Origin of the sequence: Lysobacter arseniciresistens ZS79 (assembly GCF_000768335.1) — a bacterium.
Classification (GTDB): Bacteria; Pseudomonadota; Gammaproteobacteria; order Xanthomonadales; family Xanthomonadaceae; genus Novilysobacter; species Novilysobacter arseniciresistens.
The window spans coordinates 1-21,543 of the sequence record NZ_AVPT01000010.1 but is presented as its reverse complement, the minus strand read 5'-3'; the positions used below and the strand labels follow the sequence as shown (position 1 = coordinate 21,543).

General features: G+C 71.9%; 15 protein-coding genes. 6 read left to right on the top strand and 9 right to left on the bottom strand.

The features are described from left to right. Position 1 precedes the first annotated feature (1 nt). Both gshB and N799_RS06965 read left to right on the top strand, forming a co-directional pair. Positions 2-955, top strand: a complete 954-nt coding sequence (gshB, locus tag N799_RS06970) for a glutathione synthase (protein WP_036209956.1) — start codon at positions 2-4, stop codon at positions 953-955. Continuing rightward, on the top strand, positions 952-1,833 hold the full coding sequence (locus tag N799_RS06965) for an energy transducer TonB (protein WP_036209953.1): 882 nt from the start codon (positions 952-954) through the stop codon (positions 1,831-1,833). The genes gshB and N799_RS06965 overlap by 4 nt, the downstream gene beginning before the upstream one ends. A 12-nt stretch (positions 1,834-1,845) precedes the next feature. Here the strand turns inward: N799_RS06965 and lepB are convergent, their stop codons facing one another. From lepB to mrcB, 5 genes are read right to left on the bottom strand one after another with little or no spacing between them, the layout of a single operon-like run. Continuing rightward, the gene (gene lepB / locus N799_RS06960; RefSeq protein ID WP_036209949.1) at positions 1,846-2,475 is read right to left on the bottom strand and encodes a signal peptidase I; all 630 of its coding nucleotides are present in this window, start codon (positions 2,473-2,475) and stop codon (positions 1,846-1,848) included. Between the two features lie 33 nt (positions 2,476-2,508). After that, positions 2,509-3,204 carry a tRNA (adenosine(37)-N6)-threonylcarbamoyltransferase complex dimerization subunit type 1 TsaB gene (gene tsaB, locus N799_RS06955; RefSeq protein WP_036209947.1) on the bottom strand — a complete coding sequence of 232 codons (696 nt, stop codon included), beginning with the start codon at positions 3,202-3,204 and terminating at the stop codon, positions 2,509-2,511. Next, a complete protein-coding gene (gene yoaA, locus N799_RS06950) occupies positions 3,204-5,297 on the bottom strand; it encodes a DNA repair helicase YoaA (RefSeq protein WP_036209943.1) in 2,094 nt (697 codons plus the stop codon). Before yoaA ends, tsaB begins: the two co-directional genes overlap by 1 nt. A gap of 1 nt (position 5,298) precedes the next feature. Next, complete coding sequence (locus tag N799_RS14350) at positions 5,299-5,844, bottom strand: tetratricopeptide repeat protein (protein ID WP_052101324.1); 546 nt, start codon at positions 5,842-5,844, stop codon at positions 5,299-5,301. Then, complete coding sequence (gene mrcB, locus N799_RS06940) at positions 5,841-8,237, bottom strand: penicillin-binding protein 1B (protein WP_036209939.1); 2,397 nt, start codon at positions 8,235-8,237, stop codon at positions 5,841-5,843. The genes N799_RS14350 and mrcB overlap by 4 nt, the downstream gene beginning before the upstream one ends. Positions 8,238-8,374: 137 nt before the next feature. Between mrcB and N799_RS06935 the strand changes: the two genes are divergently transcribed. After that, positions 8,375-10,477 (top strand): glycosyltransferase, encoded by a 2,103-nt coding sequence (locus N799_RS06935; RefSeq protein ID WP_036209936.1) that lies wholly within the window; start codon positions 8,375-8,377, stop codon positions 10,475-10,477. A 1-nt stretch (position 10,478) separates the two neighbouring features. Here N799_RS06935 and N799_RS06930 read toward each other — a convergent pair whose 3' ends face one another. Next, on the bottom strand, positions 10,479-12,656 hold the full coding sequence (locus N799_RS06930) for a RelA/SpoT family protein (protein ID WP_036209933.1): 2,178 nt from the start codon (positions 12,654-12,656) through the stop codon (positions 10,479-10,481). 75 nt (positions 12,657-12,731) lie between these two features. Here N799_RS06930 and N799_RS06925 point away from each other — a divergent pair, with 75 nt between their 5' ends. Continuing rightward, positions 12,732-13,247: a hypothetical protein gene (locus N799_RS06925; protein ID WP_036209930.1), complete on the top strand. Its 516-nt coding sequence runs from the start codon at positions 12,732-12,734 to the stop codon at positions 13,245-13,247. 36 nt (positions 13,248-13,283) lie between these two features. Here N799_RS06925 and hrpA read toward each other — a convergent pair whose 3' ends face one another. After that, positions 13,284-17,261 carry an ATP-dependent RNA helicase HrpA gene (hrpA, locus tag N799_RS06920; protein ID WP_052101323.1) on the bottom strand — a complete coding sequence of 1,326 codons (3,978 nt, stop codon included), beginning with the start codon at positions 17,259-17,261 and terminating at the stop codon, positions 13,284-13,286. A 99-nt stretch (positions 17,262-17,360) separates the two neighbouring features. On the opposite strand from hrpA, the gene N799_RS06915 reads away from it, so the two are divergent. Together N799_RS06915 and recQ are read left to right on the top strand one after the other, a co-directional pair. Beyond that, the gene (locus N799_RS06915; protein ID WP_036209927.1) at positions 17,361-17,942 is read left to right on the top strand and encodes a Dps family protein; all 582 of its coding nucleotides are present in this window, start codon (positions 17,361-17,363) and stop codon (positions 17,940-17,942) included. Positions 17,943-18,073: 131 nt separating this feature from the next. Beyond that, positions 18,074-19,888 (top strand): DNA helicase RecQ, encoded by a 1,815-nt coding sequence (gene recQ, locus N799_RS06910; protein WP_036209923.1) that lies wholly within the window; start codon positions 18,074-18,076, stop codon positions 19,886-19,888. A gap of 75 nt (positions 19,889-19,963) precedes the next feature. Here recQ and N799_RS06905 read toward each other — a convergent pair whose 3' ends face one another. Then, positions 19,964-20,623 (bottom strand): L,D-transpeptidase, encoded by a 660-nt coding sequence (locus N799_RS06905; protein WP_036209920.1) that lies wholly within the window; start codon positions 20,621-20,623, stop codon positions 19,964-19,966. Between the two features lie 151 nt (positions 20,624-20,774). Further along, positions 20,775-21,032, bottom strand: a complete 258-nt coding sequence (locus N799_RS06900; protein WP_036209918.1) for a hypothetical protein — start codon at positions 21,030-21,032, stop codon at positions 20,775-20,777. Positions 21,033-21,543 lie beyond the last annotated feature (511 nt).

Sequence of the window (21,543 nt, the reverse complement as noted above, 5' to 3'; positions counted from 1 at the left end):
CATGCCGCTCGACATCGTCGTCGTGATGGACCCGATCGGGTCGATCAGGATCGCCAAGGATTCCACATTCGCGATGCTGCTGGAGGCCCGCCGCCGCGCCCACCGGCTGTGGTACGTGGTCCCCGGCGGGCTGGCGGTGGACGGCGGCCGCGCGGTGGCTACGCTGCAGCCGCTGGAGGTCTTCGACGACCCCGACCGCTGGTTCGACCTCGGCGCGCCGTCGCGGGTCGAGCTCGGCCGCGGCCACGTGGTGCTGATGCGCAAGGACCCGCCGGTCGACAGCGAGTTCATCCATGACACCCAGATCCTGAGCCTGGCGCAGCGCGCCGGTGCGCTGGTGGTCAACGACCCGCAGGGCCTGCGCGACTACAACGAGAAACTGGCCGCGCTGCTGTTCCCGCAGTGCTGCCCGCCGACCCTGGTGACCCGTTCGGCGGCCGACCTCAAGGCGTTCGTCGCCGAACACCGCGACGCGGTGCTCAAGCCGCTGGACGGCATGGGCGGGCGCTCGATCTTCCGCCTCTCGCACGGCGACCCCAACGCCAACGTGATCCTGGAGACGCTGACCGCCGGCGGCCACAGCCTGGCGATGGCGCAGCGCTACCTGCCGGAGATCACCGGCGGCGACAAGCGCATCCTGCTGGTCGACGGCGAGCCGGTGGACTACTGCCTGGCGCGCATCCCGCAGGGCGACGACTTCCGCGGCAACCTCGCCGTCGGCGGCCGCGGCGAAGGCCGTCCGCTGACCGAACGCGACCGCTGGATCGCCGCCCAGGTGGGGCCGGAGATGAAGGCGCGCGGGATGCTGTTCGTCGGCCTCGACGTGATCGGCGACTACCTGACCGAGGTCAACGTCACCAGCCCGACCTGCATCCGCGAACTCGACGCCCAGTTCGGCCTCAACATCTGCGCCGAACTGTTCGACGTGATCGAAGCGCGCGCCACCCACCGATGAGCGCGGTGGCGGCGACACCGGCCCGGCCCGGCATCGACGAGGGCCAGCGGCTGACGGCCACCACGATGCTGTCGCTGCTGGTGCACGGCATCGTCCTGCTCGGCGTCGGCTTCGCGGTGGAAAGCGCCGCCCCGGTCGTGCCGACGCTCGATGTCATCCTCACCCGCACCACCACCGAACTGTCGCCCGAGCAGGCCGACTTCCTCGCCCAGGCCAGCAACCAGGGCGGCGGCGAGCACGACAGCAGCAGCCGGCCGAGCGAGCCGGTCTCCGGACCGCTGCCGGCCGCGACCGCCGGCGTCGCCCCGCGCGAACTGCGCGCGCAGTCGCCCGCGCCGCAACCGCCGCCGCAGGCGCGCGTGGTCAGCAGCACCCGCGGCGACTCCGCCACCCCGGCCGCGCTGGAAACCCCGCCGCCAGACGAGCGTCCGCGGCCGCGCGGCGAGGAACAGATCAGCCACGACATGGCGATGGCCCGGCTCGCCGCCGAGATCCACCTGCGCTCGGAGCGCTACGCCAAGCGGCCCAAGCGCAAGTTCGTCTCGGCCAGCACCACCGAGTACGCCTGGGCGGGCTACCTGCGCGAATGGGTCGACCGGGTCGAGCGGGTCGGCAACCTCAACTACCCCGACGAGGCACGCCGCCGCCGGCTCGGGGGGCAGGTCGTCATCAGCGTGGCGATCCGCCGCGACGGCAGCGTCGAGGACTCGGCGATCGTCGTCTCCAGCGGCATCCCGCTGCTGGACGCATCGGCCCTGCGCATCGCCAGGCTGGCCGAGCCCTACCCGCCCCTGCCGCGGACCGGGGAAGACCCTGACGTCCTGCACGTCACCCGCACCTGGGCGTTCCTGCCGGGCGGGGAGCTGGTCGACCGGTAGCCGGCGCGACGCCTACAACGGCTGCCAGACGAAGGCTTCGCCGCTGCGCCAGTACACGGCGACCGCGCGGCCGTAGAACTCCGATTGCGGCACCAGCCCGAAGTAGCGACCGTCGAAACTGGCGCCGCGGTGGTCGCCCATCACCAGCACCTGGCCCTCGGGCACGACCAGGCCGTGCACGTCGCGGCCGCCGCCGTCGGACAGGTCGAGATGAGCGATACGTTCACCGAAAGCCTCCGTTGGTTCCGCACGACGGTGCAGCTGGCTGCGCTCGCCATCGATCCACAGCCGCCCGTCGATCACGTCGACGCGGTCACCGCCGACCGCCACCACGCGCTTGATCAAGCGGGTACCGTCGACCGGCGAGTCGAACACCACCACTTCGCCCGGGCGCGGCGTGGCGCGTTCGACGACGTCGATGTCGGTGAACGGCAGGCGCAGGCCGTAGGCGGTCATGTCGACCACGACGCGGTCACCCGGCATCAGCGTCGGCTGCATCGAGCCGCTCGGCACGTGGTAGTGGTTGGCGAACGAGGAGCGCGCGGCGGTCAGCAACAGCAGCATCACCAGCAGCGGCAGCGCTTCGGCACGCAGCCAGCGCAGGACGGGACGGGTGTTGCCGCGCTCGGGTCGGGGGTTCATCGGTTGCTCCTCCGGGTCGGCGGAGCGCGCCGGTCAGCGGCGCTCGCGCAGGGCCTGCTGCTGGGCGAGGGTCAGCGCCACGTTGTTGCGCAGGTAAGCCGGTTCGACCCGCTCGGGGGCGACGAGTTCCCCGCGGGTGGCGGCCAGCGCGCCGAGGTGGGCGACATCGCCCGCGCGCGGCAGCGCGTGGCCACCAGCGCTCGCGAGGCGGTCGGCCAGGCGGATACGCAGGGCGCCGTCGCAGGCCTCCAGGCCGGTGCCGACGCCGTGCCAGCCGGTGTCGTCGTCGGGTAGCCGCACCTGGTCCGGCGGCCCGACGGTTTCGGAGTCGAGCAGCCGCAGTTCATCGCCGCTGCGTTCGTACGTGGCGGCGTAGACCTCGCTCATTCGCGCGTCGATCGTCGCCAGCACCCGGCCTTCGCCGGCCTGCCGCGCGAGCGCGGCGAGGGTGGAGATGCCGACCATCGGCCGGTCGAGCGCGAGCGCGACGCCCTGCCCGATCGCGATCGCCAGCCGCACGCCGGTGAACGCTCCGGGACCGCGCCCGACCGCGATGGCGTCGAGCTGCGAGCGCGCGATGCCGGCTTCGGCCAGCAGCGCCGCGGCCCACGGCAACGCAAGTTCGGCGTGGCGGCGCGGGGCGACTTCGAACCGCTCGCGCACCTCGCCATCCAGCCACAGCGACACCGAGCAGGCTTCGGTCGCCAGTTCGAACGCGAGCAGTTTCATCAGGCCTCCGTGGCTGCGGCAGGAGCGGATTCTGGCGCAAAGAAGGCGTCGACGTCCTCGATCCGGCGCGTGCGCGGCAGCGGCGGCAGCGAATCCATGAACACCTTTCCGTACTGCTTGCCGAGCAGGCGTGGGTCGCACAGCACCAGCACGCCGCGGTCGGTCTCGCTGCGGATCAGGCGGCCGGCGCCCTGCTTGAGCGCGATCACCGCCTGCGGCAGTTGCTCGTCGCGGAACGGGTTGCCGCCGCTGCGGCGGATCGCCTCCAGCCGCGCCTCGAACACCGGGTCGTCCGGCGCGGCGAACGGCAACTTGTCGATCACCACCACGCTGAGCGCGTCACCGGCGACGTCGACGCCCTCGCGGAAGCTCGCCGCACCGAGCAGCACGCCGTTGCCGGACGCGCGGAAGCGCTCCAGCAGCACCGGCCGCGGCGCCTCGCCCTGCACGAACAGCGGCCACGGCGCCGGGTCGACCGGGTCGCGCAGCAGCGCCGCCGCCTCGCGCAGCGCGCGGTGCGAGGCGAACAGCACGAACGCGCGGCCGCCGGAGGCGTCGAGCACCGGCCGCACCGCGTCGACGATGGCCTGCGTGTAGTCGCGCGCCGACGGCTCGGGCAGCCCGCGCGGCAGGTAGCACAGCGCCTGCCTCGGCCAGTCGAACGGACTCGGCGCCAGCAGCGTCCGCGGCTCGCGCAGGCCGAGCTTGATCGCGTAGTGCTCGAAGCGGCCGCCGATCGCCAGCGTGGCCGAAGTGAACACCCACGCCGCCTGCGAGCGCGCCCGGTGCCGCGCGAGCGGGCCGGCGACGTCGAGCGGGGTGCGGCTGAGGCGGAAGCCGCGCGCGGTCAGCTCGTACCAGAGCACGCTGGCGTCGTCATCGGAAGCGAGCGGGCCGCGGTCGTCGGCGGCCGCGTCGGGGTCGGGGTCGGTGCTGGACGCATCGGCGGCGTCCACCGGGCGGTCGATATCCGGATCGTCGAAGCCCGCGTCGTCGTCCCCGGCCGGCTCGCGCCAGCGCAGCAGCCGCTGCTCGAACTCCTTCGCCCGTGCGGTACAGCTGTCGAAACCCGGCGCCGCCTCGCGCAGCGGCAGCAGGGCCGCGTGCAGCGTGCGCAGCGACTCCAGCAGCGTGTCCAGCGCGGCCTCGACGGTGCCGTCCTCGGCCGCCCGCGAACGGGTGCCGCGCACCGGCAACTCGTCCATCGCCGCGCGCAGGCCGCGGACGGACTGCTCCAGTGCGCGCGCGGGTTCCTGCAGCACCGCCAGCGCACCCGGCGCCTGTTTGCACTCCGCGAGCGCATCGCGCGCCAGCTCGACCAGTGGCCGCGCGCTCAGCGCCTCGCCGAAGAACTGCGCGGCCAGTTCCGGCAGCTGGTGCGCCTCGTCGATCACGAACGCCTGCGCGCCCGGCAGGATCTCGCCGAAGCCCTCCTGCTTGAGCGCCAGGTCGGCCAGCAGCAGGTGGTGGTTGACCACCACGACGTCGGCCGCCTGTGCGCGCTGGCGCGCCTGCACCACGAAGCAGTCGGCGAAGAACGGGCACTCGCCACCGAGGCAGTTGTCGGCGGTGGAGGTCACCATCGGCAGCAGCGGCGAGTCGTCCGGCAGGGCCTCCAGCTCCGCCAGGTCGCCCATCCGGGTGCGTCCGGCCCACGCCACGATCCGCTGGAACTGCCCCGCCATCTCGCGGCTGTGGAAGCGCCCCTCGCCCTTGGCCTGCTCCAGCCGGTAGTGGCAGAGGTAATTGGCGCGGCCCTTCAGCAGCGCGGTCTTCACGCCGATGCCGAGCGCGTCGCGCACGCGCGGCAGGTCGCGATGGTAGAGCTGGTCCTGCAGCGCGCGGGTGCCGGTGGAGATGATGGTCTTGAGTCCCGACAGGATCGCCGGGACCAGGTAGGCGAAGGTCTTGCCGGTGCCGGTGCCGGCCTCGGCCAGCAGCACGCCACGGCTGTCGAAGGCGTCGGCGATGGCGGCGGCGAGGTCCTGCTGGGCGGTACGCGGGGCGAACGCGGCGATGTTGCGCGCCAGGTCGCCGCCCTCGCTCAACGCCGTGCGGCTGGCGTTGCCGAGCCGGCTGCCTCCCTCGCCCACCTCAGTACCGCGGCGGCGGGGTGACGGTGCAGGCGTCGCGCTGCGCACGCGCGGCACTCACCGCCGGCGCCGCAGTGGCCGCGCCGGTGGCCGGCTCGATGCCTGCCGGTGCCTGCGCCTGCGCCACCTGCGCAACGGTTTCCCAGTGCCGGCGACACAGCGGGCCGACGCCGGCGCCGAGTTCCGCCGCCTGTCGCGCCCGCCGTCCGGCAAGGTCGAGATCGCCCTGCCACAGCGCGGTCTCGGCGCGTTCCTGCAGCAGCGCCGGGTCGTCCGGGCTGATCGCCAGGGCCTGGTCGAGCAGCGCCGCGGCCTCGTCGTGGCGCCCCTGGCGCAGCAGCGCGTCGGCGTCGGCGCGCAGGTCCTGCACCTGCGGGTTGCCGAGCGGACGCACCACCAGTTCGTCGCTGGCCGAGGCGCCGGCCTGCTCGATCGCGGCCAGCGCGGCGGCGGCGTCGAACGCCGGCCGCTCCGGCGCCGCCGGACCGCTGGCGCAACCGGCCGCCAGCGCGGCGGCCAGGCACAGGCACGGGAACCGGAGCTTCATGGCACCTCCACCGGTTGCGGCGCAGGCGTCGGCTCGGGTGCGGGCTCCGGCTCGTCGTCGTCGCGGCCGAAGCCGAACCAGTCGCGCCAGCTGCGGCGCTCTTCGTACACCGGCTCGGGCGGCTGGCACGGCTGGAACGCGGGCGCGAAGCCGGCCACGAAGGCGAACCGGCGCGCGCCGGCACAGCCGGCATCGGTGGCGTGCGAGCCGACCACCCACTGCCAGTCCAGCCCCTTGTCGCTGACTTCCAGCGGCGCGCTCGGCAGTCGCTTGAACATGTTCGACCAGACCCGCATGCCGCCGGTCGAGCCGTACAGGCCGGTCGGTTCGTTCTGGTCGTTGCCGACCCAGGCGACCGCGAGGTGGTCGCCGGTGTAGCCGGCGAACCAGCTGTCGCGGCTGTCGTTGCTGGTGCCGGTCTTGCCGGCCGCGTTGAGCCGGCCGAGGCCGTCGGCGACCAGCTGCCGCGCGGTGCCGCTGGACACGGTGTGCTGCAGCGCCAGCGTGATCAGCCGCGCGGCGATCGCGTCGCCCTCCTGCGCCGGCGCCGGCTCGGTGTCGTAGCGGTTGAGCGCGCGGCCGTTGGCGTCCAGCACGCCGCGCACCGCATGCAGCGGCTGGATCTCGCCGCCGGATGCGAGGAACTGGTACAGCTGCGCCATCGCGTACGGGCTCTGGTCGACCGAACCGAGGATCAGCGCCGGGTTGGGCTCGGCCTCGATCCCCGCCAGCGTGCGGATCAGGTCCGCGATGCGGCGCGCGTCGACCTGCATGCCGACCCGTACCGTCGCCTGGTTGTAGGAGCGCGCCAGCGCGTCGATCAGCCGCACCGTGCCGTGGCTGCGGCCGTCGGAATTGCCCGGGCTCCACTGCTTGCCGTTGCCCAGCGCGACCGTCACCGGCGAGTCGTCGACCCAGCTGGCCAGCGACCAGCGGTCCGGCTGCGCCAGCGCCAGCAGGTACACGAACGGCTTGAGCAGCGAGCCGACCGGGCGCAGCGCGTCGATCGCGCGGTTGAAGCCGGGTCTGGACGGCGAACCGCTGCCGACCACCGCCAGCACGTCGCCGTTGTGCACGTCGGTCAGCACCAGGCCGGCCTGCAGGTCGGGACGGTTCTTGCTGGCCAGGCTTTCCAGCGTGCTGGTCACCGCGCCCTCGGCGTAGGCCTGGGCCGACGGCGACATGCCCGACATCACGCTCAGCCCGGCACCGGCGAGCGCGTCGGCCGGGTAGTCGGTGGCGAGCTGGCGGCGGATCAGGTCGACGTAGGCCGGGAAGCGGTTGGCCGAATGGCCCGGCTGCTCGGTCACGCCAAGCGGCGCCTTGAGCGCGCGCTGGTACTCGGCGTCATCGATCAGGCCGGTCTCGTGCATCTCGCCGAGGACGAAGTTGCGGCGCTCGGTGGCGCGCTCGGGATGCCGGCGCGGGTCGTAGTACGAGGGGCCGCGGACGATGCCGATCAGCAGCGCGATCTGCTCGGTGCTGATGTCGGCCAGGTCGCGCCCGAACCAGAATTCCGACGCCGCCGCCACGCCGTGGATCGCCTGCGCACCGCGCTGACCGAGGTAGACCTGGTTGAAATAGGTTTCGAGGATGGTCTGCTTGTCGTAGCGCGCCTCGATCAGCAGCGCGTAGATCGCCTCGTTGAACTTGCGCGTCCAGGTCTGCTCGGCGCCGATGCCGAGCAGGCCGCTGCGCGCGAGCTGCTGGGTCAGCGTGCTGGCGCCCTGGCGGGCCTCGCCGGCTTTCAGGTTGACCCAGGCCGCGCGCAGGATGCCGCTGAGGTCGAGCCCGTGGTGGTGCGCGAAGTCGCGGTCCTCGACCGCCTGCAGGCCGGTCACCAGCAGTTCGGGCACTTCCTCCAGCTGGACCAGCCGGCGCTCCTCCTGCTTCTGCCCGTACAGCGTCGCGATGCGCGCCGGGTCGAGCCGGGCGACCTTCAGCTTCCTGTCGGCGCCGGCGTCGCGCACGCTGGCGACCTTGCCGCCGGACAGCGTCACGGCGATCCGTCGCGGCGCCACCCGGCCGTCGACGTCGTTGAAGCCGCGGCTGGAGATCAGCCAGCGGCCGCCGTCGTTCGAATAGGTGCCGGGCCGCACGCCGTCGCCCGGGTGGTAGCCGGCGGCGGCGAGTTCGGTGGTGAGGGTCCGCTTGTCCAGCGCGAGGCCGGGTGCGAGCTCCAGCGGCCGGCCGTAGACCCGCGTCGGCAGCTGCCAGCGCAACTGGTCGAAGCGTTCGCCGACCTCGTGGTTGAGGTACAGCGAGTACGGGATCAGGAACCCCAGCCCCAGTCCGATGGCGGCGAGCACCCAGGTGACGAGGCGACGGCGCCAGTGGCCGGCGGTGCCCTCGGAGTTCCGGTTGTCGTCGGTTTCGTAATCGGATCGGGCCACGGCATGGGACAATGGCGGGGCTGTGCCCTCGTCCAGCGAGTCTAGCGCAGCTGTCCTTTGCCACTGACGCGCTGTCCGGGCCGGTTCGGCACGAGTTCAGGCCTGTCCATGCTTCCGACCGGAGAGTTCCACCCGACATGCCGATTTCCGCGGCCGACCTTGGATTCATGATCGACCGCGGTACCGGGCTGGTGCGGCGAGGGCTGGCCAGCCTGCGCACGCGCGGGTTGCGTGCATCGTGGCAGCGAGTGCTGAAGCAGTTGCGTCCGGTCCCTGCGGCGCAGCGCGTTGAATTGTTCCGGCCGGAGCCGGGCCCGTTCGCGCCTTTCACCGTGCCGGGTGCCGCCGAGCCCGTCGCCAGCATCGTCATTCCGGTCTACGACCAGTTGGAACACACGCTGGAATGCCTGCGGGCGCTGGCGGCACACCCGCCAAAGGTGGCAGTCGAGATCATCGTGGTCGACGACGGCTCGACCGACGCGACCGCTGACTGCCTGCCCCGGGTCGGACAGCTGCGCTACCTGCGCCGGTCCGCGAACGGCGGCTTCATCGCCGCCTGCAACGATGGCGCGGCGGCGGCGCGAGGCGAATACCTGGTGTTCCTCAACAACGACACGGTGCCGCAGCCGGGCTGGCTGGACGCGCTGCTGGCGACGTTCGAGGACCACCCCGACACCGGGCTGGCCGGCGCCCAGTTGCTGTACCCGGACGGGCGCCTGCAGGAAGCCGGCGGCATTGTCTTCGCCGATGGAAGCGGCTGGAACTACGGGCGCTTCGAAGCCGCCGACGCCCCGCCGTTCGCCCATCCGCGTGAAGTCGACTACTGCTCCGGCGCGGCGATCGCGTTGCCGACGGAGCTGTTCCGCACGCTCGGCGGTTTCGACACCCGCTACGCGCCCGCCTACTACGAGGACACCGACCTCGCGTTCGCCGTACGCGCGCACGGCCTGAAGGTGCGCTACCAGCCGGCGTCGCGCGTGCTGCACCTGGAAGGCGCGACCTCGGGCACCGACACCGCAAGCGGTGCCAAGGCGCACCAGGTCCGCAACCGGGCCGTGTTCGCGGCCAAGTGGGCGCAGGCGCTGCAGGCGCAGCCGGTGGCCGGCAGTGACCCACGGGCGGCCGCGCTGTCGCACTACCCACGGCAGGTGCTGGTGATCGACTCGCTGACGCCACGGCCGGACCGGGACTCGGGCTCGCTGCGGCTGGTCAACCTATTGAAGCTGCTGCGCGACGAAGGCGCGCACGTGGTGTTCATGCCGGCCGACCGCGGCTTCGACGGCGCCTACACGCGCGCCCTGCAGCAGGCCGGCGTGGAAGCGTGGCATGCGCCGTATGCCGCCGCGTTCCCGGCGTGGCTGCGTGAGCACGGCCACCGCTTCGACACCGTGCTGGTCTGCCGCCACTACGTCATGCGCGGGATGCTGACGCTGCTGCGCCGCCATGCGCCACAGGCGCGGCTGGTGTTCGACACTGTCGACCTGCACTACCTGCGCGAACAGCGCGCCGCGCGGGTCAATGACGATCCGCGGGCCCACCGTACGGCGGCGAGGACGCGGGCACTGGAACTGGATGTCATCGCCCGCAGCGACGCGACGCTGGTCGTCAGCGAGGCCGAGCGCGAACTGCTGGCGGTCGACGCCCCGGGAGCCGATGTCCACGTGCTGTCCAACCTGCACGCTCCCGGCGCGGCCGGGCTGCCGTTCGCGCAGCGCCGCGACGTGATGTTTGTTGGCGGCTTCCGCCACCCGCCCAACGTCGATGCGGTGTGCTGGTTCGTCCGCGAGGTCTGGCCACTGGTGCGGCGTTCGGAGCCGGCGCTGGCGTTCCACTGCATCGGCGGCGACGTGCCGGAAGCGGTGCGGTGCCTGGGCGACCTGCCCGGCGTCCACGTGCACGGCCACGTGCCCGACCTCGCACCCTGGCTGGCCGGCATCCGCGTTTCGGTCGCACCGCTGCGCTACGGCGCGGGAGTGAAGGGCAAGGTCAACCAGAGCATGGCCCACGGCGTGCCCGTGGTCGCCACCGGCTGCGCGGTGGAAGGCATGCACCTGACCGATGGCGTCGACGTGATGGTGGCCGACGCGCCGGACCGCTTCGCCGAGGCGGTGCTCGCACTCCATCGCGACGGGGATCTGTGGCATCGGCTCGCCGACAACGGCCGGCTCAACGTCGAGCGGCATTTCTCCGCCACCGCTGCACGCGACGTGGTGCAACGGGTCCTGCTGCGGCGCGACTGAATCATGCCCGCCGCGCCTGCTCCACCCCCGGCAGCGCCGCGAGCTTGCCCAGCAGCGCCGACAGCTGGCCGTAGTCGGACACCCGCAGCCGCATCCGGAAGCGCACGCGCGCGCCGCCGCGCTCGGCATCGCTGTGGATGCCGGCGACGTGCACGTTGGCCTGGGCGATGGCGTTGGTGATCTCCTTCAGCAGCCACTTGCGGTCGACCGCCAGCACCTCGACATCGACCTCGTGGGCGGTGCCGGCGATGCCCCACTCCACCGGCAGCAGGCGCTGCGGCTGGTCGGCGGCGAGGCGCCGCAGCGACGCGCAGTCGGCACGGTGCACGGTCACGCCGCGCCCGCGGGTGAGGTAACCGGCGATCGGTTCGCCCGGCAGCGGCTGGCAGCAGCGCGCCAGCTGCACCAGCAGGTTGTCGACGCCCTGCACGGTGAAGTCGGTGGCGCGGTGACGGGTGGCGCGGCGCCGAGGCGGAGCGGCGGCGGCCGGCTCGGCATCCGCCGCCGGCGCACGCGCGGCGCGCTCGTGTTCCAGCAGTACCCGCGCGACCTGGTGCGGGCCGACGTCGCCCAGCGCCACCAGCACGTGCAGGTCGCCGTCGGTGTCGAGGTGGAAGCGCTCGCGCGCCGGCGCGAGGTCGGCGCCGAGCAGGCCGAGCCGGCGCAGCTCCTTGTCCAGCAGTTCCTTGCCCTCGGCCTCGTTGCGCGCGCGGTCGAGCTTGTGGAACCAGTTGCGCACCTTCTCGCGCGAGCGGCTGCTGGCGAGGAAGCCGTTGGACTCGATCAGCCAGTCGCGCCGCGGCTCGCCGGTCTTGGCGGTCATGATCTCGACCCGGTCGCCGCTGCGCAGCCGGTGGTCGAGCGGGACGATCCGCCCGTCGACCTTGGCGCCGCGGCAACGGTGGCCGATCTCGGTGTGCACGCGGTAGGCGAAGTCCAGCGGGGTCGCGCCGGCCGGCAGGTCGATCACCTCGCCACGGGGCGTCAGCACGTAGACGCGGTCCTCGACCAGCTCGGTATCAAGCTCGCCGGCGAGGGTCGATTCGTCGGCCTCGGCGCCGTCGGCGGCCGGCTCCAGCAGGCGCCGCATCCACGCGATCTTGCGGTCGAACGCGGCGTCGCCGGCGCCGCCGCCTTCCTTGTACTTCCAGTGCGCGGCGACGCCCAGCTCGGCCTGCCGGTGCATCTCGACGGTGCGGATCTGCACCTCCAGCGTCTTGCCTTCCGGGCCGACCACCGCGGTGTGCAGCGAGCGGTAATCATTCCGCTTGGGCCGCGCGATGTAGTCGTCGAACTCGCTCGGGATCGGCGTCCAGGTCGCGTGCACCACGCCCAGCGCGGCGTAGCAGGCGGCCAGGTCGTCGACCAGCACGCGCACGGCGCGCAGGTCGTAGAGTTCGCCGATGGGCACGTCCTTGCGCTGCATCTTCTTCCAGATGCTGTAGATGTGCTTGGGCCGGCCGGCCACGTCGGCCTCGACGCCCTGCGCCGCCAGCGCGGTGCGCAGGGTCTGCCGGACCTGCTCGATGTAGCGCTCGCGGTCGCCGCGCTTCTCGTCGAGCAGCCGCGCGATCTGCTTGTAGGTGTCCGGCTGCAGGTGGCGGAAGGCGAGGTCCTCCAGCTCCCACTTCAGCTGCCAGATGCCGAGCCGGTTGGCCAGCGGGGCGTGGATGTCGCGGGTCAGCTCGGCCAGGCGGCGGCGCTGCTCCGGGGGCAGGCGGTCGGCGTGGCGCATGCGCGCCAGCTGCCGCGCCAGCAGGATCGGCACCACGCGCAGGTCACGCACGATCGCCAGCAGCAGCCGCCGCAGGCCCTCGCTGCCGCCGCTGCGGTCCGGCTCGGCGTGCAGGGTCCAGACCTGGCCGGCGGCGCGCTGGCCGTCGACCAGGGCGGCGATCGCCGGGTGGTCGCGCTCCAGAGTGGGCGCCAGGCGGTCCTGCAGCGCGGGGAAGGCATGGAGCAGCGCCGCGGCCACGGTGTCGCCGTCGGCGTCGAGCCGCTGCAGCGCGTCCAGCATCGCCACGACGGTATCCACCGGGTCGGCCGGCGCCCCGGACCGGCCCGCGGCATCGGCTTCCAGCAGCGCCTGTCGCAGGCGGGCGGGGATCGCCGCGGCGGCCGGGTGCCGGAGCAGTCCGGGCAGCGGGGAATCGGCGGCGGGCGGTGCGGGCGCGCTCATCGCGGCGGCTTCATTCGTGCGTGGGGGACATGGCTACACTAGCGAGCAACCGCCCGCAGGAACAGATCGATGCACATGCCTTCCGTCACCGCGCGCCGGCTCCGTCCGCTGGCGCTTGCCACCACCCTCCTCGCCACCCTCGCGCTGGCGCCGGCCGCGTTCGCGCAGGACGGCAAGCCGATCGAGCAGCAGATGACGCCCGAGCAGTTCCGCGCCGCCGGCCTCGACCAGCTCAGCGCCGAGCAGCTGGCCAACCTCAACGCGTGGCTCAACCGCACCCTCGACGTGGAAACCACCAAGGCGGCCAAGCTGGCCAAGGAAAAGGTCGAGGACGAGAACCGCGGTTTCTTCGACTTCGGTTCCAGCGAGCCGGTGCGAAGCCGCCTGCAGGGGCCGTTCCACGGCTTCGCCAAGGGCCGCCAGTACACCCTCGAGAACGGCCAGGTCTGGCGCCAGACCGACGGCGCTTCGCTCGCCGGCGTGGAGCTGGACAGCCCCGCGGTCGAGGTCTCGCCGAGCCTGATCGGCAGCGCGTGGTACCTGAAGGTCGAGGGTTACAACACCCGGGCGAAGGTCGAGCGGGTCAAGTAACCGGGCCGGGCGGGTGGCACCGGCCGCCCGTGCCGTTCAGCCGAGCCGTGCCAGCCGCGTCGCCAGCTTCTTCGGCGACACCCCGCGCGCGCCGAGCTCCTGCGCGAACAGCGACACCCGCAGCTCCTCCAGCTCCCAGCGCAGCGCCTGCCAGTCGGGCGCATCGGCGTCGCCGCGGGCGTGCGCGGCGGCAAGGGCGTCGACGAAGGGCTTGAGTTCGAGCATCCGCGCCTGGTCACGGGTCGGGTCGCGCAGCGCGCGCTCGCCACGCAGGGCCAGCGCCTTCAGGTAGCGCGGGTACTCGGCCAGCGCCTGCGCCGGCACGTCGCGCAGGAAGCCCGGAGGGGTCAGGGCGGCGAGGTGCGCGCGCATGTCGTCGAGGTTGCCGCTGGCCCAGCCCATCAACGGTGACTCGAGCTTGCCGCGCGCCTCGGCGACCGCGGCGAGGATCGTCTCGGCCTGACGCAGGCGCTCCATCGATTCGGGGAACAGCTGCTTGGTCACCGCGTCACGGCGCGCGGCGAAGGCATCGGCGTCGCGGATGTCGCCAAGGCCGTCGGCCACCAGCGAGGCGAACGCGCCATCGACGATGTCGGGGCGCAGGCGGTCGCCATCGCGCTCGCCGGTGTCGCGCGGCGCGGCCGATTCGATCGCGGCGTACAGCAGGCCGGTCCTGGGCGACACCGGCAACTGCTTGCGCGCCTGCTTGCGCTTGTCGGCCAGCGCCAGCCACAGCAGCCGACGCACGCCGCGTGGATGGTGGCGCAGCGCGGTGTCGCGCTCGGCGTGGACCTGCAGCGAGACGCTGTCGCCGTCGTCGTGCAACGCCGGGTAGGCGGGGACGCCGGCGGCGCCGGGCACGCTGGCCGGGATCGGGGTGTCGGGGAAGACCACCAGCCCGCGCCGCATCATGCCGTCGGCCGCATGCGCCGCGAACGCCCGCGCCGCACGCTCGCCGAAGCGTGCGCGCAGATCGTCGAGGTCGCGCGACTCGGCAAGCACGGTGCGGCCGTCGCGGTCGTGCAGGCGCAGGTTGGCGCGCAGGTGCGGTTCCAGCGCTGTTTCGTCGAAATCGACGCCAGCCACCTCGGCGCCGGTGACCTTTTGCAGGAACCGCGCCAGCATCCCGGCGAAGGCGTCCGCCTCCGGCCCCGGATGCGCCTCGGCGAACGCGCGGGCGAAGTCCGGCGCGGGCACGAAGTTGCGCCGCTGCGCCTTCGGCAGCGACCGGATCAGCGCCGCCGCCTTGTCGGCGACGAAGCCCGGCGCCAGCCAGCCCAGCCGCACCGGGTCGAGCGCGTTGAGCAGGTGCAGCGGCACCGCGACGGTCATGCCGTCATCCGGCGCGCCCGGGTCGAAGCGGTACTTCACCGCCAGCCGCGCATCGCCCAGCTCGATCACCGGCGGGAAGCGCGCGGCATCGGTCCCGTCGCCGATCAGGAGGTCGTCGAGCGACCATTCCAGCGCGGCCTTCTGCGGCGGCGGCAGCTTGTTGAACCACGCGTCCAGCGCCTGCGCGTTGTGCACCTGCGGCGGCAACCGGTCGAGGTACCAGCGCGCCATCCAGTCCTCGTCGACGACGATGCCGGCGCGGCGCTGCTTGGCTTCCTCCTCGCGCGCCTTTTCCAGCGTCGCGAGATTGCGCTTGAGGAACACCGCGCGGGTGTTGACCTCGCCCGGCACCAGGCCGTCGCGGGCGAAGATCGCGCGGCTTTCCCCGGGATACAGGCCGCCGTAGTGGATCGGCCGCTTGGGCGCGAGCACCAGCCCGAACAGGCTGACCTGCTCGCTGCCGAGCACCCGCCCCTGCGCGCGCGACCAGCGCGGGTCGAAGTGGCGCCGCGCCAGCAGGTGCGGCAGCTCGTCGATCGCCCATTGCGGCTCGATCGAGGCGTTGGTCATCGCCCAGACCTTCTCGGTGTCCAGCAGGGTCGCCGACAGCACCCACGGCGGCGGCTTGCGGATCAGCCAGGAGCCGGGGAACAGCCCGAATTTGCGCCCGCGGGGGCCGTCGTAGACCGCCGCCGGCCGGCGCTCACCCGGTTTCTTCTCGCCCGGCTTCTTCTCCGGCCCGGGCTGGCGGTGGCCGATCTGGGTCGGCAGGCCGGTGATCAGCGCGCGGTGCAGGTTGGCGTAGGCGCCGGCGTCGAGTTCGGCTTCGGCGGGACCCACCTGCCAACCCAGGTCCTCGGCCATCAGCTTGAGCTGGCGATGCAGCTCGCGCCATTCGCGCATGCGCAGGAAGCCGAGGAAGTTCTTCTCGCACCACTTGCGCAACTGCGACTGGGTCAGGTCCTCGTGCGCGTCCTGGTAGGCCGCCCACAGCCTCAGCGTGCCGACGAACTCGGAGCTGTAGTCGACGAACTGCGCGTGCGCGTTGTCGGCCGCGGCGCGCTGGTCGGCCGGACGCTCGCGCGGGTCCTGGATGCCGAGGAACGACGCGATCACCAGCATCTCGCGCAGGCAGCCCTTCGCGTTGGCGGCGACCAGCATCCGCGCCAGCTTCACGTCGACCGGCATGCGTGCCATCAGCTTGCCGGTCGCGGTCATCGCGCGCGCGTCGTCGACCGCGCCCAGCTCGGCCAGTTGCTGCCAGCCATCGGCAATCGCGCGCGGATCGGGCGGCTCGAGGAACGGGAAGCGCTCGATATCGCCCAGGCCCAGCGACAGCATCCGCAGGATCACCCCGGCCAGCGCCGCGCGGCGGATCTCCGGATCGGTGTACTCGGGTCGCGATTCGAAGTCGGCCTCGCTGTACAGCCGGTAGCAGGTGCCTTCCGACACGCGTCCGCAGCGGCCCTTGCGCTGGTTGGCGCTGGCCTGGCTGATGGACTCGATGTGCAGCCGGTCGAGCTTGCCGCGCGGGCTGTAGCGCTTGACCCGCGCCAGCCCGGGGTCGACCACGTAGCGGATACGCGGCACCGTCAGCGAGGTCTCGGCGACGTTGGTCGCCAGCACGATGCGGCGCTGCGGACCCGGGTTGAACACGCGGTCCTGGTCGCGCACCGACAGCCGCGCGTACAGCGGCAGCACCTCGGTGTGGCGGTATTTGCGGCGCTCCAGCGCCTGGTGGGCGTCGCGGATCTCGCGCTCGCCGGGCAGGAAGACCAGCACGTCGCCGCGCGGGTCCTCGCGGGTGATCTCGTCGCAGGCAGCCACGATCGCATCGTTGACCGTGCGCTCGCCGTCGCGGTCGGCCTCGCCTTCCAGCGGCCGGTACCGCACCTCGACCGGATAGCTGCGGCCTTCGACCTCCACCACCGGCGCGTCGTCGAAATGGGCGGCGAAACGCGCTGTGTCGATCGTCGCCGAAGTCACGATGACCTTCAGGTCGCGGCGCTTGAGCAACAGCTGCTTGAGGTAGCCGAGCAGGAAGTCGATGTTGAGGCTGCGCTCGTGCGCCTCGTCGATCAGGATCGTGTCGTAGCGCGACAGCCAGCGGTCGGACTGGATCTCGGCCAGCAGGATGCCGTCGGTCATGAACTTGACCGCGGTCTGCTCGCCTACATTCTCGTTGAACCGGACCTGGTAGCCGACCGCGCCGCCGAGAGGCGTCTGCAACTCCTCGGCGACCCGCTTGGCGACCGCGCGCGCGGCAATCCGGCGCGGCTGGGTGCAGCCGATCATGCCGGCGGCGCCGCGACCGGCTGCCAGGCACAGCTTGGGAATCTGGGTGGTCTTGCCCGAACCGGTCTCGCCGGCGATCACCACCACCGGGTGCGCGCGGATCAGTTCGACGATGAGGTCGGCCTCGGCCGCGATCGGCAGCGACGGATCGACCGGTGCGACAGGCAGGTTCGCCGCACGCGACTCGCGCCGTGCCACCGACTCCGCCAGCGCCCGCTCGAACGCCCCTTGCGCGTCCGCATCGTCCGGCCGGCCGCGCCAGCGCGACCACAGCCCGTGCAGCCGCCCGCGGTCACGGCTCAGCCCGTGGTCGATCGCCTCGCGCGCCTGCCGCAGCCCGGGCGACAGGGGCGGGCGTCGTGACGCGGTCTTGGCGGTCGGGCCCATAGGATCCATTGATCGGTCGTGTTTGGACAAACGATTTCACACCACTCCCCGGGCACCGTATTGTCGCCGCAGGGACTATCTCAAAGGGAGAAACACTCGATGGCCAAGACCAAGACTGCGAGCAAGCCCGCGAAGGCGGGCAAGTCCACCAAGACCACGACGGTCGCCAGGCCGGCCGCGTCGCCGGCCTCGGGGTCGAGCGCCCCGGCGATCGATATCGGGATCGGCGACCGCGATCGCAAGGACATCGCGACCGGCCTGGCGGGCTTCCTCGCCGACGCCTACACCCTGTACCTGAAGACCCACAACTTCCACTGGAACGTCACCGGGCCGATGTTCAACGCCCTGCACGTGATGTTCGAGACCCAGTACACCGAGCAGTGGACGGCGCTGGATGAGATCGCCGAGCGCATCCGCGCGCTGGGCTTCAACGCGCCGGGTTCGTATGCCGAGTTCACCCGCCTGACCACGATTCCGGAGGAACCGGGGCTGGAGGACGCGGCGGACTGGCGCGAGATGGTGCGCCAGCTGGTGGTCGGCAACGAGGCGGTCTGCCGCACCGCGCGCAAGGTGCTGAAGACCGCCGACGACGCCGGCGACGACCCGACCGTCGACCTGCTGACCCAGCGCCTGCAGACCCACGAGAAGTACGCCTGGATGCTGCGCTCGCTGCTGCAGTAAGCCTGCGCCGGGCCCGAGTCCAACGAACCCCCGGGGCTGTCGCGGCCCCGGGGGGTTTGCGTATTGCAGCGCCGGTGTCCCGGAGCGCCACGGGCGGGGCCGCGAGACGCCGCCTTGCTACCCTGTCGCCCATGCAAACCGCCGCACTGGACCTGCTCCGCACCACCTTCGGCCACCCCGGATTCCGCGGCGAACAGGCGGACATCGTCGAGTGCGTGGCCAGCGGCAACGACGCCCTCGTGCTCATGCCCACTGGCGGCGGCAAATCGCTGTGCTACCAGCTCCCGGCCCTGCTGCGCGACGGCTGCGGCATCGTCGTCTCGCCGCTGATCGCGCTGATGCAGGACCAGGTCGAGGCCCTGCGCCAGCTCGGCGTGCGCGCCGCCTGCCTCAACTCGACCCTCGACGCCGCCGCGGCGGCCGGGGTCGAGCGCGACCTCCTCGCCGGCAACCTCGACCTGCTCTACGTTGCCCCCGAACGCCTGCTCACCGGCCGCTTCCTCAACCTGCTCGACCGCGCCCAAGGCGGCCCCGGCATCGCCCTGTTCGCCATCGACGAAGCCCATTGCGTCTCCCAGTGGGGCCACGACTTCCGGCCCGAATACCGCCAGTTGACGATCCTCCACGAGCGCTGGCCCGGCGTGCCGCGCATCGCCCTGACCGCGACCGCCGACGCGCCGACCCGGCGCGAGATCGCCGAGCGGCTCGCGCTCGACGAGGCCCGCCAGTTCGTCAGCTCGTTCGACCGCCCCAACATCCGCTACCGCGTGGTGCAGAAGGACGGCAACGGCAGCCGCGCCCTGCTCGACTTCCTCGCCGGCCACCGCGGCGAGAGCGGCATCGTCTACGCGTTCTCGCGCAAGCGGGTCGAGAAGGTTGCCGAACAGCTGCAGGCCGCCGGCGTCGACGCCCTGCCCTACCACGCCGGCATGCCGGCCGAGCAGCGCGCCGCCAACCAGCGCCGCTTCCTGCAGGCCGACGGCGTGGTGATGGTGGCGACGATCGCCTTCGGCATGGGCATCGACAAGCCCGACGTGCGCTTCGTCGCCCACGTCGACCTGCCCAAGTCGATCGAGGGCTACTACCAGGAGACCGGCCGCGCCGGGCGTGACGGCCAACCGGCCGAGGCCTGGCTCAGCTACGGCCTGGGCGACGTGGTCAACCTGCGCCAGCTGATCAACCAGGGCGAGGCCGGCGAGGAACGCAAGCAGCTGGAGGTGCGCAAGCTCGACGCGCTGCTGGGCTACTGCGAGTCCACCGACTGCCGGCGGCAGGCGCTGCTGGGCTGGTTCGGCGAGGCCCACCGCGGCGCGTGCGGCAACTGCGACAACTGCATCGACCCGCCGGAAAGCTGGGACGGCACCGAGGCCGCGCGCAAGGCGCTGTCGTGCGTCTACCGCAGCGAACAGCGCTTCGGCGCCGGTCACCTGATCGACATTCTGCGTGGCGTGTCGACCGAAAAGGTCCAACGCTTCGGCCACGAGCGGCTGAGCACGTGGGGCATCGGCGCCGACCTCGATGCGCGCCAGTGGAGCGGCGTGTTCCGGCAACTGGTCGCAGGCGGGTTGCTGGAGGCCGATGTCGAGCGCCACAACGCGCTGCGCCTGACCGCGCTGGCCACGCCGGTGCTGCGCGGCGAACGCTCGCTGCGCTTCCGCAAAGAGGCGCCCAAGGCCGCGCGCCGGCGCGGCGGTAGTACCACCCCGATGATCGAACTGGCGCCGGAGGCGATGCTGCGCTTCGACGCCCTGCGCGAGTGGCGCGCCGCCACCGCACGCGAGCAGAACGTGCCGGCCTACGTGATCTTCCACGACGCCACCCTGCGCGCGATCGCCGAGGCCGACCCGGGCGACCTGGACGACCTCGCCGGGATCGCCGGCATCGGCGGCACCAAGCTCGAGCGCTACGGCGAAGCGGTGCTGCAGCAGCTGTTCGACGTCGCCTGAGCGCGGCCCTGGAAACCGAAAACCCCGCCGTGGCGGGGTCTTCGGGATGCGACTCACAGAAGGCGGTACGCGGCTTCAGTCGTCCCGCCGCGCAGTTTCGCGACTTTGCACGAACTCCGGGAAGGTCTCGGCCATCGTCGCTTCGTCCGGCAGGATGTAGAACACCCCGCCGCGCTCGAACGTCGGACTGACGATCCGCTCGTAGAACGCGGGCGCGACGTTGATGCAGCCATGCGTGACGCGGTTGTCGTCCGGCGATGGCGATGCGAGGCGCTCGGGGCGTTTCTCGGCCGGGACACCGGTGGCGGTGGGGTGGATGGAAACCGCGGAATCGTAGTCCACCCACAGCACGCGCCCGGCGTCGAGCGACGGGCCGAAGCCGCCCACGAAGCGCCCCGCAGGCGTGGTGCGGTCCCGGCCCGGGATCTCGCCAAGCGCAAGGCCGGCGATGCCGGGGGCCGTATGGTCGCCGGTCGCCGAGCCGAACAGCCCGGGTGCCGCGCCGCGAAGACGGCCGTCGCCATCGAACACCAGGACCTGCGCCGCGGCCTTGTCGATGACCGCGAACGGATAGCCCTGGCTGTCGTTGGATGCGACCACCCAGCCGGCGAGTTCGATCACCGTATCGGAGACGTCCTGGCCGGACGGAAGCTGGTCGGCGACGGGAACCGGCTGCGCGTCGGCGTCACCGGCCCTGGCCACGCCGGACGTGGCGAACGCCAGCGCAAGTGCCAACGCGCAATGAGCGGCCCGGATCGAAGGGTATGTGCGGGTGTGGATGGGACGCCTCCTCGGAACGGATACAACAGTGCAGACGGAAAACCGGTGGCCGGCAAAGGCCACCGGGTTCCGGTTCAAACCGGATCACCGCGAATCGTGCAAGCGGTTAACCGCGCGGCACGCGACGCGGCGAGGACTCGAGCGCCTGGACGCGGCTTTCCATCTGGTCGAGCCGCTGGTTGGCCTGCTGCGCCGACTGGTTGGCGGCTTCGGCGCTCTGGGCGGCGCTCTGCACGCGCGTGTCGAGCTGGTCGAGGCGCGAGTTGATGCTGGCGAACTCGTCATCGTAGGTGGCGCACGACGCGAGGCCCAAGGTGGCGACGACCGCCAGTGCCATCGCCAGTCGCTGTTTGGTCATGAACATGTAACTCTCCTTCGTCTGGGGTCTTCGGAATATAGCCGTGTTTCTCCAGTAGCCGTTCCGGACCTTCAGCCGACGTTGAACCACGTCGATGAAGCGTGAAGACGTGGGCCGATCGTCCGCGACGCGCGACACAGAAAAGCCCCGACGATGCGGGGCTCTTCTTCGGGATACCGGTGAGGCTTTGCCTGGCAGACAGTGGTGGGTCGTGATGGATTCGAACCATCGACCAGCGGATTAAAAGTTGCCTTGTAAATCAATAAGATATTGATTTAGTCGCGCAGTCTTGCGCAGCTTAGCGCAGGGAAAAGTAGTTCAACATCAGTAGCTTAGCGTAGTTTTGTGCAGTGCGAAAAAACTGCGCGGTGTACCTCTGCTGTACCTAGATCGCGCTGTCGGAAGCGTCGAGCGCTGTGTCAGGAGTCACCACCGCCCTTTCCGTTCTTCCGCAGGTGCTCACGGAACGCTGCGTCGTCTCCTGGTGTGGGGTTCACCCCCGTTTTCACGGACACTT